This window comes from Streptomyces sp. NPDC093111, from assembly GCF_040683955.1.
GTDB lineage: Bacteria > Actinomycetota > Actinomycetes > Streptomycetales > Streptomycetaceae > Streptomyces.
The window spans coordinates 150,099-164,111 of sequence record NZ_JBFBNW010000014.1 but is presented as its reverse complement, the minus strand read 5'-3'; the positions used below and the strand labels follow the sequence as shown (position 1 = coordinate 164,111).

At 73.7% G+C, this 14,013-nt stretch carries 11 protein-coding genes; 8 read left to right on the top strand and 3 right to left on the bottom strand.

Annotation, left to right across the window (positions count from 1 at the left end; all coding sequences use genetic code 11):
• Positions 1–20: 20 nt before the first annotated feature.
• A complete protein-coding gene (locus AB0Q96_RS25175; RefSeq protein ID WP_365329126.1) occupies positions 21–689 on the top strand; it encodes a hypothetical protein in 669 nt (222 codons plus the stop codon).
• Between the two features lie 107 nt (positions 690–796).
• On the opposite strand, the gene AB0Q96_RS25170 is transcribed toward AB0Q96_RS25175, so the two are convergent.
• Entirely contained in the window at positions 797–2,830 is a 2,034-nt protein-coding gene (locus tag AB0Q96_RS25170; protein ID WP_365329391.1) for a helix-hairpin-helix domain-containing protein, read from the bottom strand.
• A gap of 134 nt (positions 2,831–2,964) precedes the next feature.
• Entirely contained in the window at positions 2,965–3,942 is a 978-nt protein-coding gene (locus tag AB0Q96_RS25165) for an aldo/keto reductase (protein ID WP_365329124.1), read from the bottom strand.
• A gap of 173 nt (positions 3,943–4,115) precedes the next feature.
• Between AB0Q96_RS25165 and AB0Q96_RS25160 the strand changes: the two genes are divergently transcribed.
• Both AB0Q96_RS25160 and AB0Q96_RS25155 read left to right on the top strand, forming a co-directional pair.
• On the top strand, positions 4,116–5,165 hold the full coding sequence (locus AB0Q96_RS25160; RefSeq protein ID WP_365329122.1) for an LLM class F420-dependent oxidoreductase: 1,050 nt from the start codon (positions 4,116–4,118) through the stop codon (positions 5,163–5,165).
• 240 nt (positions 5,166–5,405) lie between these two features.
• Positions 5,406–6,191 carry a ferritin-like domain-containing protein gene (locus AB0Q96_RS25155; protein ID WP_365329120.1) on the top strand — a complete coding sequence of 262 codons (786 nt, stop codon included), beginning with the start codon at positions 5,406–5,408 and terminating at the stop codon, positions 6,189–6,191.
• 6 nt (positions 6,192–6,197) lie between these two features.
• Here the strand turns inward: AB0Q96_RS25155 and corA are convergent, their stop codons facing one another.
• On the bottom strand, positions 6,198–7,190 hold the full coding sequence (gene corA, locus AB0Q96_RS25150) for a magnesium/cobalt transporter CorA (RefSeq protein ID WP_365329389.1): 993 nt from the start codon (positions 7,188–7,190) through the stop codon (positions 6,198–6,200).
• A 61-nt stretch (positions 7,191–7,251) separates the two neighbouring features.
• Here corA and AB0Q96_RS25145 point away from each other — a divergent pair, with 61 nt between their 5' ends.
• The 5 genes from AB0Q96_RS25145 to AB0Q96_RS25125 all read left to right on the top strand — a co-directional run bounded on the left by AB0Q96_RS25145 (position 7,252) and on the right by AB0Q96_RS25125 (position 14,011).
• Entirely contained in the window at positions 7,252–7,941 is a 690-nt protein-coding gene (locus AB0Q96_RS25145; protein ID WP_365329118.1) for a histidine phosphatase family protein, read from the top strand.
• 101 nt (positions 7,942–8,042) lie between these two features.
• Positions 8,043–8,633, top strand: coding sequence for a DUF3090 domain-containing protein (locus tag AB0Q96_RS25140; RefSeq protein WP_365329117.1), 591 nt, complete (start codon positions 8,043–8,045; stop codon positions 8,631–8,633).
• On the top strand, positions 8,630–9,433 hold the full coding sequence (locus AB0Q96_RS25135) for an SCO1664 family protein (RefSeq protein ID WP_365329115.1): 804 nt from the start codon (positions 8,630–8,632) through the stop codon (positions 9,431–9,433). Before AB0Q96_RS25140 ends, AB0Q96_RS25135 begins: the two co-directional genes overlap by 4 nt.
• A 158-nt stretch (positions 9,434–9,591) precedes the next feature.
• Positions 9,592–10,821, top strand: coding sequence for a cysteine--1-D-myo-inosityl 2-amino-2-deoxy-alpha-D-glucopyranoside ligase (gene mshC / locus AB0Q96_RS25130; protein ID WP_365329113.1), 1,230 nt, complete (start codon positions 9,592–9,594; stop codon positions 10,819–10,821).
• A gap of 115 nt (positions 10,822–10,936) precedes the next feature.
• A complete protein-coding gene (locus AB0Q96_RS25125) occupies positions 10,937–14,011 on the top strand; it encodes an NPCBM/NEW2 domain-containing protein (RefSeq protein ID WP_365329111.1) in 3,075 nt (1,024 codons plus the stop codon).
• The last annotated feature ends 2 nt before the right edge of the window (positions 14,012–14,013 follow it).

The following is a 14,013-nucleotide window of genomic DNA, read 5'->3' as shown; positions in this document are numbered from 1 at the left end:
GTACGGATAGCGTCTGTCCTATGTCTGATGCTGCGCAGCCCACCGCTGCCGAGGTACGCGCCGCCGCCGAGGCGGTCAAAACCGCACTGGACCGTCACCTCGCGGCGGTCGAGAGCCGCACCGGGGACGACGACCCGGCCGTCTACGAGGCCTTCAACGCGCTCGCAGCGGCGGCGGAGGTGTACGACGAGGTCCTCTACGACCGGTACGACGAGGTCACCCCCTTCGAGATCCCCGGAGCCGACGACTCCCTGCCGCCCTACGCGGGGCCCGAGGAACCGCACGCCGTCAGCGTGCTCATCCGCCGCGACTACGCGGTGGTCGAACCGAAGCGCCTCGTCGCCCAGGCCCGGCGCATCGTGGACGTCGACCGGGAGGGGAACGGCGCCGGCAGTACCTATGCCGCCCTCGGAACCCTGTTCGGCGAGTACGAACCTGACGAAATCGCGTCCCGTCACAAGGAATTCGGCCTGGAGGAGGGCGACTCCACCCTCTGGGTCGAGGCGACCGACGAGCTGCCCGAACCGGGGGAGTGGCTGAACACCCCGTTCGACCACACCGACCCGGAGCGGATCGTCTGCCGTTTCGACATCAGCGCCGTCTTCGACGACGAGGCCGAGGAAGCCGACGAGGTCGAGGAAGCCGACGAGGTCGAGGAGGAGCTGGAGGAGCAGGCCCACGGGGCCTGAGAGCCCGCCCGAGCCCCCGGACCGACAGCCCGGCCGGCACCCGTCCCGCGAACCGCGGGGTGGGTGCCGGCCGGACCGCGTCTCCGGCTGTTCCGCCGGAGACGGCCCTAGGGGGTGTCCTCCTCGTGCAGCAGCGCCTCGACCAGCGGGCGGAGCCGGGTCGTGCGCTCCGGGGTGAGGCCCTCGGCCACCGCGCGGGGCAGCGCCTGGTCCACGCCGTGCACGATCGAGAGGTGCCGCTCGGCGCGGCCGAAGGCCGTGTACACCCAGGCCCGGCTGAGGCCCGCCGCCGCGTCGCCGGGCAGCACCACGACCGCGGCCGGCCAGCGGGCCCCGGCCGCCTGGTGCGCGGTCAGCGCCCACCCGTGCCGCAGCGCGCCCTCGACCCGCTCCTTCGGTACGACGACCCGCTCGCCCGCGCAGTCCAGGTGCAGGCCCTCGGCGTCGGCCGAGACGACCGTGCCCGGCACGGTGCGGCCCGGCGCGGGGGAGTGGGCGACCCGGTCGCCCGGGTCGTAGCCCGCGAAACGGCCGGGACCGGGGTTGAGCCGCTGCTTGAGGGCCGCGTTCAGCGCGCGGGTGCCCGCGGCGCCGCCGTGGCCGACCGTGATCACCTGGGTCCGGTCGGCCGGCAGGCCGAGGGCGCGCGGGATGGAGTCGGCGACCAGCTGCACCGTGCGGTGCACCGCCTCGCCCGCGTCCCGGACGGGGACGATCACGACCTCCTTGCCGGGCGCCTCCACCTGGTTGAGCTCGCCGATGCCGATGCCCGAGACCAGCTCGCCGATCGGGCCCGGGTCGGGGGTGCGGGAGGCGATCGCCGGGGCGACGCGGGCCGCCAGCAGGTCGGCGAAGACCCGGCCGGGCCCCGCGGCGCCGAGGACCAGGGGGTCGCCGCCGAGGACGAGCCGGCAGCCGTCCGGCAGCGCCTCCACGAGCAGGGCGGCCGCCTCGACGTCCAGCTGCGGCGCGTCCAGGACGACCAGCAGGTCCAGGGCGAGCAGGCCCTCCTCGTCACGGCCCGGACCCGCCGTACCGGAGAGCAGCGCGGTCACCGGCACCGCTCCGTCCCGGGCCGTGTGGGCCGCGAGGGCGACCCGCAGGCCCCGCTCGCGGGCCGCCTCGGCGAGGGCGGCGGGCTCGGCGCGGGCGGCCTCGCCACCGGTGTGCAGCACGAGGCCGTGCGCGCCGGCCGCGCGGACCAGCTCGGGTCCCTCCCAGTCGGCCGCCTCGACCGTGCGGACCAGGCGGGCCAGTCCCTCGGCGAGGCTCTCCTCGGCGAGCGCGTACCGCTCAAGGCCGAGCAGCACGGGCTGCCGCGGCGGCTCCTCGGAGGCCACGGCGGCGGACCCGTCGTCCTGTCCGGCGCCCTCCTCCTCGCTGTCCTCGTCCTCTTCGGGCTCCTCCTCCTGGAAGACCAGCACCGCCGCCTCGGAGATCGCGTGCTCGACCGCCTTCTCGGGCTCGGGCACCGACAGCCCGGCGAGCCCGTCCCGCACGCTGCCGATCTCCAGGGCCGTGTGGCCCCTCAGAGCGGCCTGCTCCAGGAGCCAGGCGGTCAGCGCCACGGCCCGCCGCTCGTCGCCGGGGCCGCACGCGGAGCCGAGCAGGGCACGCGCGAAGCCGTCGGCCTGCTCGGGGCGCACCCCCGGCACCGCGAGCAGCTGCCAGGGGTCGTCGTCGAGCGCCCGGGCGGCGCCCTCGCCCAGCACGGCGGCGACCTGCCCGGCGAGCGCCTCGGGCGCCCCGCCGCGCGCGAGCACCTGCCGCACCGAGGACACGGTCTCCTCGGTCACGACCGGGGCGGCGGGTGCCGGCGGGCGCACCGTCGTCTCCCGCGCGGCGGCCGGGACGGGCCGCGCGGGCGCGGGGACCTCGGGCCGGAGCGGCGCGACCGGCTTCGCGCCGCTCTCCACGGCCCGTACCGCCGCGAGCAGATCGGCCGCCGTCCCGCTCAGCTTGCCGCCGGCCTCGACGGGCGCGGCCCGCTCGGACTTGCGCTGCTCGATCCGCGCCCGCAGCTCCCGCTGCGCGGCCAGCTCCGCCTGCGCGTCGGAGAGCTCCGCCGCGCCGCCCTCCCCGGAAGCCGGCGTCTCCGCCGCGCCGCCCTCGCCTCCCTCGGAGACGTCCTGCGGGGCCACAGCGTCCCCGGCGCCCTCGGCGCCCTCGGTGTCCCCGGCGTCCCCGGTGTCCCCCGTGTCCTCCACGGGGGTCGCTCCCTGCGGGTCGGCGGGGGGCGTGGCGGCCTCGGGCGGGGTCTCCCCGGAGGGCTCGGTCACAAGGTGCTCCAGTCGTGATCCGGATAGTGGTGCACGGGCGCCGACACATCGTCGAGGGCCCGGAAGATCTCGTCAGGAAGACTAAGGCTCTCCACTGACAACGCGGCCGCGAGCTGCCGCGCGTTGCGCGCGCCGATGATCGGGGCGGTCACGCCGGGGCGGTCGCGGACCCAGGCCAGGGCCACCTGGAGCGGGGTGGCCGCGAGGCCGTCGGCCGCCGTCGCGACCGCGTCCACGATCCGGCTCGCCGCCTCGTCCAGATACGGTTCCACGAACGGGGCCAGCGCCTCCGAGCCGCCGCGCGAGTCCGCGGGCGTGCCGTGCCGGTACTTGCCGGTGAGCACCCCGCGGCCCAGCGGCGAGGAGGGCAGCAGCCCGATCCCGAGGTCGAGGGCGGCGGGCAGCACCTCCCGCTCGATGCCCCGCTGGAGCAGCGAGTACTCCATCTGCGTCCCGGCGAGCCGGGTCCGGTCCCCGCTCAGCTGCCAGGTGCCGGCCTTGGCGAGCTGCCAGCCGCAGAAGTCGGACACGCCGACATAGCGGGCCCGGCCGCTGCTGACGGCGATGTCGAGGGCGTGCAGCGACTCCTCCAGCGGCGTGTGGGGGTCGAAGGCGTGCAGCTGCCAGAGGTCCACGTAGTCCGTGCCGAGCCGGGCGAGGGAGGCGTCGAGGGCCGCCAGCAGATGCCCGCGCGAGCCGTCCGTGCGCCGGTCCGGGTCGGGGACGCTGCCGGCCTTGGTCGACACGATGAGGTCCCGGCGCGGCACCAGGCTCTCCATGAGCTGCCCGAGCAGGTACTCCGCCTCGCCGCCCCCGTACACGTCGGCGGTGTCGACGAGGGTGCCGCCCGCGTCCCAGAACGCCTTCAACTGCTCGGCGGCGTCGTGCTCGTCGGTGTCGCGGCCCCAGGTGAGGGTGCCGAGCCCGAGCCGGGACACGCGCAGGCCGGTACGTCCGAGATGCCTCTGCTCCATGGCCGCGAGAGTACTGGCCAGGGCACCACGGGGAGAGAGCCTGTGGACAAGCTGTCCACAGGTGGGCCCGGGTGGCTCCGTCACCGGTGCCCGATCACCTCCTGACGAATCACCGGGGTGCGCGCTAGAGTCCCGACCACAGGGACGTTACCGATGGGTAAGGGGTACGTGGCATGCGGCTCGGCATCAACCTCGGCTACTGGGGCGCGGGCATGGACGGCGACAACCTCGCCGTGGCCCAGGAGGCGGACCGCCTCGGCTACGACGTGTGCTGGGCGGCGGAGGCGTACGGCTCCGACGCGCCCACCGTGCTGTCCTGGGTCGCCGCCAAGACGGAGCGGATCGACGTCGGTTCGGCGATCATGCAGATCCCGGCCCGCCAGCCCGCGATGACCGCGATGACCGCGGCCACCCTGGACTCGCTCTCCGGCGGCCGCTTCCGGCTCGGCCTCGGCGTCTCGGGACCGCAGGTCTCCGAGGGCTGGTACGGCGTCAAGTTCGACAAGCCGCTGGCCCGCACCCGCGAGTACGTGGAGATCGTCCGCAGGGCCATGTCCCGCGAGCGCCTCACCTACGAGGGCGAGCACTGGACGCTGCCGCTGCCCGACGGGCCGGGCAAGCCGATCAAGCTCACCGTGCACCCGACCCGCCCGCACATCCCGCTCTACATCGCGGCCATCGGCCCGAAGAACCTGGAGCAGACCGGCGAGATCGCCGACGGCGCCCTGCTGATCTTCCCGGCCGCCGAGCACCTGGAGGAGACCGCCCTGCGCCACCTGCGCGCGGGACGCGAGAAGGCCGGCCTCACCATGGAGGGCTTCGACGTCCACCCGACGCTGCCGCTCGCCCTGGGCGACGACATCGACGCCCTGGCCGACATCTTCCGCCCGTACACCGCGCTGTACGTCGGCGGCATGGGCAGCCGGAAGCAGAACTTCTACAACCAGCTGGCCCAGCGCATGGGCTACGAGAAGGCCGCCGCCGAGATCCAGGACAAGTACCTGGCGGGCGACAAGGCCGGCGCCGCCGCCGCCGTCCCGCGCCAGCTGATCGACCAGACCACCCTGCTCGGCTCCGTCGACCGGATCGCCGACCGGATGACGGCCTACGCCGCCGCCGGGGTCACCACCCTGACCCTCGCCCCGGCCGGCTTCACCCTGGACGAGCGGCTGGCCGCCCTGCGGGCGGGTGTGGAGGCGCTGGAGCGGGCGGGACTCGCCTAGGGCCTGTCCGGTGGATCAGGGTCGGACAGGCCCTGGTCCCGGAAGGAAGTCCGCGGCCGTGGTGGGGGCTCGGGGGGTCTTCCCCGCCACGGCCGTCACGCAGCACAACGCGCGGGCGCGCCCGGGGTTACGCGCCCGGCGGCACCTCTCGGGTACGTCGTTCGGCCCAGCGTCCGCGGCCCTCCTGTTGCCCGACCGCGCACGGCCCACTTGACTCGTACTCCACGGGAGGTGGCAGCCATGCTCACGGCCAAGAGCCTGTTCCAGGAAATCATCGACGACGACGAGTCCTTCCAGCTCTTCTGCTCCATCGCCGCCAGCGGCGAGGCCCAGGGAGGGTGGGAGAACGCGCGGATCGCGGCTCTCGTCGCCCCTGGCATGCGGGACCTGGCCCCCAAGATCACCCGGCACGGCGCCGACGAGGACAAGCACGGCCGCATCTTCAACGCGTTGATGAGGAAGCGCGGACTCGACCCCGTCCCCGTACCGCCCGACACCGACTACACGATGCTGCTCGAACGCCGCGGCATCGGCCTGGCCCACGACAAGCTGCGCCGCGACGAACCGCTCACGGAGCGGGACATCGTCGTCTACCTCGCGCACAGCCGGGTCACCGAGGAACGCGCGGCCTCCCAGATGCAGCTGCTCGTCCGGTACTTCGGGGACCACCCCGACCTCGGCAAGGCCGTCAGGATGATCTGCAACGACGAGGACAACCACCTCGCGTACTGCCACGAGGAGCTGCTCCGCCTCAACTACGAGGGGTACGGGCGGCTCATCCAGAGCGTCCTGCGCGAGTCCGCGCTCGCCGAGATCCAGGTCTACCGGGACGTCAGCCTCGCCGTGATGCGGCACATGGGGCGGATCCTGCGCTGGCCGACGGCCAAGGCCGCCACCCTCGCCGCCGGCATCCACGGCGTCTACGCGTACGAGCGCGCCGCCGGCTGGCACCGGATGGTCGCCCTCAGGATGCCGGAGCGCCGCGACGCCCTCGGCGGCCCCATGACCCCGGTCCCCGCCTTCTGAGACGGCTCACATCCAGCCGCGCCGCTTGAACAGCCGGTACAGACCCACCACGATCCCCGCCATCAGGAGGAGCACCGCCGGGTACGAACCCACCCAGTGCAGCTCCGGCATGTGGTCGAAGTTCATGCCGTAGATGCCCGCGACCATCGTGGGCACCGCGGCCATCGCCGCCCACGCGGAGATCTTCCGCATGTCGTCGTTCTGCCGCACGCCCATCTGCGCCAGGTGCGCCGACAACACGTCCGAGAGCAGCCGGTCGAGGCCCTCCACGAGCTCGTTGGCGCGCAGCAGGTGGTCGTTGACGTCCCGGAAGAACGGCACCGCGTTGTCGTGGACGAAGGGCACCGCACCCGTCGTGAGCCGGGCCATCGGACCCGACAGCGGCACGGAGGCCCGGCGGAACTCCAGGACCTGCCGCTTGGCGTTGTAGATCCGTTCCGCCGTCCGCGCCGGGCTCGCGCCCGCGGGCGCGAAGACGTCGGCCTCCAGCTCCTCCAGGTCGACCTGGAGCTCCGCGGCGACGTCGAGGTAGTGGTCCACGACCGCGTCGCTGATCGCGTAGAGCACCGCGGTCGGCCCGTGCCGGAGCACCTGCGGCTCCGCCTCCAGGCGCTTGCGGACCGCCGCCAGCGGGGCGCCCTCGCCGTGCCGCACGGTCACCACGAAGGAGTCGCCGATGAAGACCATCAGCTCGTCCGTGCTGACCCGGTCGCTCTCCGGCTCGTACACCACGGGCTTGAGCACCGCGAACAGAGAGTCGTCGTAGACCTCCAGCTTGGGCCGCTGGTGCGCCTTCAGGGCGTCCTCCACGGCCAGCGGGTGCAGCGCGAACTCCCGGGAGACGTGGGCGAACTCCGCCTCCGTCGGCTCGTGCAGGCCCACCCACAAGAACGCGTCCCCGGTCGCCCGCGCCTCGTCCAACGCGTCGGACAGGTCGGCGGGGCCGTCGGTCCTGCGCCCGTCCCGGTAGATGGCTGAATCCACGATCACGGGCCGTATTCTCCCCCGAGGTCCGGCTTCGCGCACCCGTCCTCCCGTCGGCGCCCGTACGCTGGCCGACATGGCCACGCTGATCCTCGTCCGGCACGGACGTTCCACCGCCAACACCTCCGGCGTGCTCGCCGGGCGGACGCCCGGCGTCGCGCTCGACGAACGCGGCGCCGAGCAGGCCGTCGCACTGCCCGGGCGCCTCGCCGGCGTGCCGCTCGCCGCGGTCGTCTCCAGCCCGCTGCAGCGCTGCCGGGAGACCGTGCAGCCGCTGCTCGACGCCCGCCCCGGTCTCGCCCTGCACACCGAGGAGCGGATCAGCGAGTGCGACTACGGCGACTGGTCCGGCCGCAAGCTGGCCGAACTCGCCGACGAGCCGCTGATGGAGGTCGTCCAGGCGCACGCCTCCGCCGCCGCCTTCCCCGGCGGCGAGTCCATGCGCGGCATGCAGGCGCGCGCCGTGGACGCGGTCCGCGACTGGAACGCCCGGATCGAGACCGAGCACGGCGAGGACGCCGTCTACGCGATGTGCTCGCACGGCGACATCATCAAGTCCCTCGTGGCCGACGCCCTCGGACTCCACCTGGACCTCTTCCAGCGGATCCACGTCGACCCCTGCTCCCTCACGGTCATCCGCTACACCCGGCTGCGCCCCTTCCTCGTGCGCCTCGGCGACACCGGCGACCTCGCCGCCCTCGCCCCGCGCGAGGCGCCCGGCGACAGCGGGGCGGCGGAGGTGGGGGGCGGTGCGGGCGCACCGTGATCCTTCCGCGCAGTAGGGTGGACGCGCCGCCGTAGCACCACCGTGCGGCACCACAGCAGCCCACGACAGCACCACAGTCGAGACTCAAGGGAGTCAGGAACGTGTCCCGTCAGGTGTTCCTCTACGACCCACCGGAGCGTTTCGTGGCCGGCACGGTCGGGCTGCCTGGCCGCCGTACGTTCTTCCTCCAGGCGTCCGCGGCCGGCCGCGTCACCAGCGTCGCCCTGGAGAAGACCCAGGTGGCGGCCCTCGCCGAGCGCATCGACGAACTCCTCGACGAGGTCGTCCGGCGCACCGGGGGCAACGCGCCCGTCCCCGCGGTCGCCCCGGCCGAGATCGCCGACGCCGCGCCGCTGGACACCCCCGTCGAGGAGGAGTTCCGGGTCGGCACCATGGCGCTCGCCTGGGACGGCGAGGAGCAGCGGATGATCGTCGAGGCGCAGGCGCTCGTCGAACTCGACGCGGACTCCGAGGAGGACCTCGCCGCGGCCGAGGAGCGGCTGCTCCAGGACGAGGAGAACGGCCCGCCGATGCTCCGCGTCCGGCTCAGCGGCGCCCAGGCCAGGGCCTTCGCCAAGCGGGCCCTCGACGTCGTCAACGCCGGGCGCCCGCCGTGCCCCCTGTGCAGCCTGCCGCTGGACCCCGAGGGCCATGTCTGCCCGCGCCAGAACGGATACCGACGCGGCGCATGAGCGGTGACCGGACCCCCGATGTCGCGGACCTGCTCAGCCGGGGGGAGCTGACCGTCCGCGGCCAGGTCCGCGAAGCCTCCAACGCCGTGCTGCTCTGCTCCGTCGCGTACGAGGGCCGGGAGACGGACTGCGTCTACAAGCCGGTCATGGGGGAGCGCCCGCTCTGGGACTTCCCCGACGGGAACCTGGCCCGCCGAGAGGTCGCCGCCTACGAGCTCTCCGAGGCCACCGGCTGGGGCCTGGTGCCGCCGACCGTGCTGCGCGAGGGGCCGTACGGCGAGGGCATGGTCCAGCTCTGGGTCGAGGCCGACCCCTCGGCCGCCCTGCTCGCGCTCGTCGACGACGAGGAGGCGGGCGAGGGCTGGAAGGCCGTGGGACCCGCCCAGGTGGCCGAGGACCGCACCGCGCTGCTCGTCCACGCCGACACCCCGCAGCTGCGCCGCATGGCCGTCCTGGACGCCGTCATCAACAACGGCGACCGCAAGGGCGGGCATCTGCTGCCCGTGCCGGACGGTGGGCTGTACGGGATCGACCACGGCGTCTCGTTCCACGTGGACGACAAGCTGCGCACCCTGCTGTGGGGCTGGGCGGGGGAGGAGCTGACCGAGGAGGCCACCGCCGTCCTCGACCGGCTCGACGGGCTGCTCGCGCCCGGCACTCCACTGGCCGAACGGCTCGCGGGGCTGCTCACCGGGGCCGAGGTGGACGCCCTGCGGGAGCGGGTGGCCGTGCTGCGCAGGACGGGGCGGCACCCCGTACCGTCCGGGCAGTGGCCGGCGATCCCCTGGCCACCGGTGTGAGGGCCGCGGGGCCGACCGATGCTTTCCGGCCAAGGTGTCCGGCGGGGTGAGACCCCCGGGGGGTATGCATGAACGCCTGCGCCCCGCAAGACCGCCTAATCGGTCAAGATCCCGGATGCGGTTCGTATCCGGAACACCTGTCCGGTTACGCTCAGGACATGCATGCCTGGCCCGCTTCTGAGGTCCCCGCCCTGCCCGGCAAGGGCCGCGACCTCCGGATTCACGACACCGCGACCGGCGGACGAGTCACCCTCGCCCCCGGCCCCGTCGCCCGCATCTACGTGTGCGGCATCACGCCGTACGACGCGACCCACATGGGTCACGCGGCGACCTACAACGCGTTCGACCTCGTTCAGCGCGTGTGGCTCGACACCAAGCGGCAGGTTCACTACGTCCAGAACGTGACCGACGTGGACGATCCGCTCCTGGAGCGGGCCATCCGCGACGGCGTCGACTGGGTGGGGCTCGCCGAGCGCGAGACCGCCCTGTTCCGCGAGGACATGACCGCGCTGCGCATGCTGCCCCCGCGGGACTACATCGGCGCGGTCGAGGCGATACCCGGCATCGTCCCGCTCGTCGAGCGGCTGCGGGACTCCGGGGCCGCCTACGAGCTCGAGGGCGACGTCTACTTCTCGGTCGAGGCGGACCCGCACTTCGGGCAGGTGTCGAACTACGACACCGAGCTGATGCGCCACCTGTCCGCCGAGCGCGGCGGCGACCCGGACCGCCCGGGCAAGAAGAACCCGCTCGACCCGATGCTGTGGATGGCCGCCCGCGAGGGCGAGCCGAGCTGGGACGGCGGCAGCCTCGGCGCCGGCCGCCCCGGCTGGCACATCGAGTGCGTCGCCATCGCCCTCGACCACCTCGGCATGGGCTTCGACGTGCAGGGCGGCGGCTCCGACCTGATCTTCCCGCACCACGAGATGGGCGCCTCGCACGCCCAGTCGCTCACCGGCGAGTTCCCCATGGCCAAGGCGTACGTCCACGCCGGCATGGTCGGACTGCACGGCGAGAAGATGTCCAAGTCCAAGGGCAACCTGGTCTTCGTCTCCGCCCTGCGCCGCGAGGGCGTCGACCCGGCCGCCATCCGGCTCGCGCTGCTCTCGCACCACTACCGGGCCGACTGGGAGTGGACCGACCGGATCCTCCAGGACGCCGTCGAGCGCCTCGGCCGCTGGCGCGCCGCCGTCTCGCGCCCCGACGGCCCGTCCGCCGACGCCCTCGTCGAGGAGCTCCGCGAGGCGCTCTCCGACGACCTGGACACCCCGGCCGCGCTCCTCGCGGTCGACCGCTGGGCCGCGCTCCAGGAGGCCCAGGGCGGCACCGACGAGTCCGCCCCCGGACTCGCCTCCCGTGCCGTCGACGCGCTCCTCGGTGTCGCCCTGTAGCGGACGCCGCCGCGCGACTCCCTTGCACGCGACCGCCCCCGGACTTCTCCGCGAAGTCCGGGGGCGGTTCCCTTTTGTCCTGTCGCGATGCTCGAATCTGCGCTAAATAGACCTCATGCAATCATCAATGCGCATGAGAGCTGCAGTCGCCGGTGCACTTCTCGGCCTGCTCGCCGTCTTCGCCGGACCCGGCGGCAGCGCGGCGGCCGTGCCCACAGGCAGCACCGGCCCCACCGACACCACCGTCGGGGATCTCACCGGATTCACCGCCGACGGACCCGTCTACCGGCTGACCGCCGGGCACGCGGAGGCCCGGGTCAGCTTCGTCTCCGACGAGACCTTCCGCATCGAACTGGCACCCGACGGCAGGTTCACCGACCCCACCGGCCGGGACATCGTCCTGCCGCAGGGCCCGCCGCCCGCCACCCGCTGGTCCGACCTCGGCGACCGCTACGAGCTCAGCACGGCCCGGGTGACCCTGCGCGCCTACAAGGCCCCGCTGCGCTTCGCCGCCGTCCGCGCCGACGGCACCCTCCTGTGGTCCGAGACCCAGGGCCTCAGCTGGAACCAGGACCGCACCACCCAGACCCTGGCCCGCGGCGCCGACGAGCAGTTCTACGGCGCCGGCATGCAGAACGGGCGCGGCAACACCTCCCACCGCGGCAAGACCGTCGAGGTCGGCGTCGACTACGACTGGAACGACGGCGGCCACCCCAACTCCGTCCCGTTCTACCTCTCCTCCGCCGGCTACGGCGTCTACCGCAACACCTACGCCCCCAACACCTACGCCTTCGGCGAGCCCGTCACCACGACCGCCCGCGAACAGCGCTTCGACGCCTACTACTTCGCGGGCAGCGGCCCCGGCGCCCTCAAGGACGTCATCGGGCAGTACACCCGGCTCACCGGAAAACCGTTCCTGCCGCCGATCTACGGCCTGGAGATCGGCGACGCCGACTGCTACCTCCACAACGCCAACCGCGGCGAACGGCACACCCTCGACGCCCTGAAGGTCGCCGACGGCTACGTCGAGAACGACATGCCCAACGGCTGGATGCTCGTCAACGACGGATACGGCTGCGGCTACGAGAACCTCGCCGAGACCTCCCAGGGCCTCCAGCAGCGCGGCACCCGGCTCGGCCTGTGGACCGAGGACGGCATCGACAAGCTGGGCGAGCAGGTGAAGGCCGGCCAGCGGGTCGCCAAGCTGGACGTCGCCTGGGTCGGCGAGGGCTACAAGTTCGCCCTCGACGGCTGCAAGGACGCCTACGCCGGCATCGAGGCCAACAGCGACGCCCGCGGCTACACCTGGGCCCCCGAGAGCTGGTCCGGCGCCCAGCGCTGCGGCGTCCAGTGGTCCGGCGACCAGTCCGGCAGCTGGGACTACATCCGCTGGCAGATCCCCACCTACGCCGGCGCCTCCATGTCCGGCCTCGCCTACACCACCGGCGACGTCGACGGCATCTTCGGCGGCAGCGCCAAGACGTACACCCGTGACCTGCAGTGGAAGACCTTCCTGCCGGTCACCATGACCATGGACGGCTGGGCCGCGCAGGACAAGCAGCCCTTCCGGTACGGCGAGCCGTACACGTCGATCAACCGGGCCTCCCTCAAACTGCACGAGGCCCTGCTGCCCTACATCTACTCGCACGCCCACCAGGCCACCAAGACAGGCGTCGGCCTCGCCCGGCCGCTCGCCCTGGAGTACCCCGACGACCCGGTGGCCGCCTCGGACGCCGCGAAGTACGAGTTCCTCAGCGGCCAGGACTTCTTCGTCGCCCCCGTGTACAAGGACGCCGTCGAGCGCGACGGCATCTACCTGCCCAAGGGCACCTGGATCGACTACTGGAACGGGCGCGTCTACCAGGGCCCGCTGACCCTCGACGACTACAGCGCCCCGCTCGACACCCTGCCGCTCTTCGTCCGGGCCGGGGCGACCGTCCCGATGTGGCCCGGCGACATCCGCTCGTACACCCAGCGCACCCCGGGCTCCCCGCTGGCCTGGGACATCTATCCGCAGGGCGACTCGTCGTTCACGCTGTACGAGGACGACGGCGTCACCCGCGGGCACCGGGACGGCCGGTACGCCACACAGCGCGCCGACGTCCACGCACCCCGCCGCGGCGCCGGCGACGTGACCGTGCGCGTCGGCCCCAGCCAGGGCTCCTACCCGGGCAAGGCCGCCGCCCGCCCGTACGCCTTCACCGTGCACACCGGCGACGCCCCCGGCGGCGTCGCCCTGGGCGGGCGCGCGCTGAAGGGGTTCGCCTCCAAGGCCGCCTTCGAGGCCGCCGGCCAGGGCTGGTGGTACGACAAGGACGACCGCGGCGGCGTGGTGCGGATCAAGACCACCGCCCAGCGCACCGACCGCGGCTTCACCCTCGCCCTGAGGGGCACCAGCGCCGTCGGCGGAGCCGTCCCCGGCAGCGCCGCCGTGCTCGCCGCCCCGGCCGCGCAGGAACTGGGCGCGGGCGTGCCCGGCACCGTCGCCGTCGACGTCACCGCCGGCGCCAAGGACGCCACCGGCGTCGCCGTCGGCCTCACCGTCCCGGCCGGCTGGCAGGTCGCCCCGACCGCGCCGATCGCCCGTGTCCCCGCCGGCACCACCCGGCGCGTCGAGCTCTCCGTCACCCCCGCCGAGGACGCCGTACCGGGTGAGGCCACGCTCACCGCGACCGTCCGGCACCGGGCCGCCGGAGTCGACCGCACCGCGCAACAGCGGTTCGCCGTCGGAGTGATGCCCCCGCCGCCGACCGCGCCGGCCTGGGCGAGCGACCTGGTCTGGCTCAGGTCGACCAACGGCTGGGGCCCGCCGGAACGCGACCGTTCCAACGGCGAGTCCGGCGCCGCCGACGGCCACCCCCTCACCCTGGCCGGCACGACCTACGAGAAGGGCATCGGGGCGCACGCCGACTCCGACATCGAGGTCTACCTCGGCGGGCGCTGCACCGCGTTCACCGCCGAGGTCGGCATCGACGACGAGATCAACGGCTACGGGGAGGTCGCCTTCTCCGTCGAGGCCGACGGCAAGGTCCTGTGGACCTCGCCCAAGGTGACGGGAGCCTCCGCGACCGTCCCGGTGTCCGTCGACCTGACCGGCGCGCGCCATGTGCGCCTGAAGGTCACCGACACCAACGGCTCCAAGAGCGGCGACCACGCCGACTGGGCGGGCGCGCGGTTCGACTGCGCCTGACG

What these genes read in the sequence shown, in the direction of transcription:
- AB0Q96_RS25145 (WP_365329118.1), top strand. Translation starts at nt 7,252, where the DNA reads ATGGCCACGCTGATCCTCGTCCGGCACGGACGTTCCACCGCCAACACC.
- mshC (WP_365329113.1), top strand. Translation starts at nt 9,592, where the DNA reads ATGCATGCCTGGCCCGCTTCTGAGGTCCCCGCCCTGCCCGGCAAGGGC.
- AB0Q96_RS25125 (WP_365329111.1), top strand. Translation starts at nt 10,937, where the DNA reads ATGCAATCATCAATGCGCATGAGAGCTGCAGTCGCCGGTGCACTTCTC.
- AB0Q96_RS25135 (WP_365329115.1), top strand. Translation starts at nt 8,630, where the DNA reads ATGAGCGGTGACCGGACCCCCGATGTCGCGGACCTGCTCAGCCGGGGG.
- AB0Q96_RS25155 (WP_365329120.1), top strand. Translation starts at nt 5,406, where the DNA reads ATGCTCACGGCCAAGAGCCTGTTCCAGGAAATCATCGACGACGACGAG.
- AB0Q96_RS25175 (WP_365329126.1), top strand. Translation starts at nt 21, where the DNA reads ATGTCTGATGCTGCGCAGCCCACCGCTGCCGAGGTACGCGCCGCCGCC.
- AB0Q96_RS25160 (WP_365329122.1), top strand. Translation starts at nt 4,116, where the DNA reads ATGCGGCTCGGCATCAACCTCGGCTACTGGGGCGCGGGCATGGACGGC.
- AB0Q96_RS25165 (WP_365329124.1), bottom strand. Translation starts at nt 3,942, where the DNA reads ATGGAGCAGAGGCATCTCGGACGTACCGGCCTGCGCGTGTCCCGGCTC.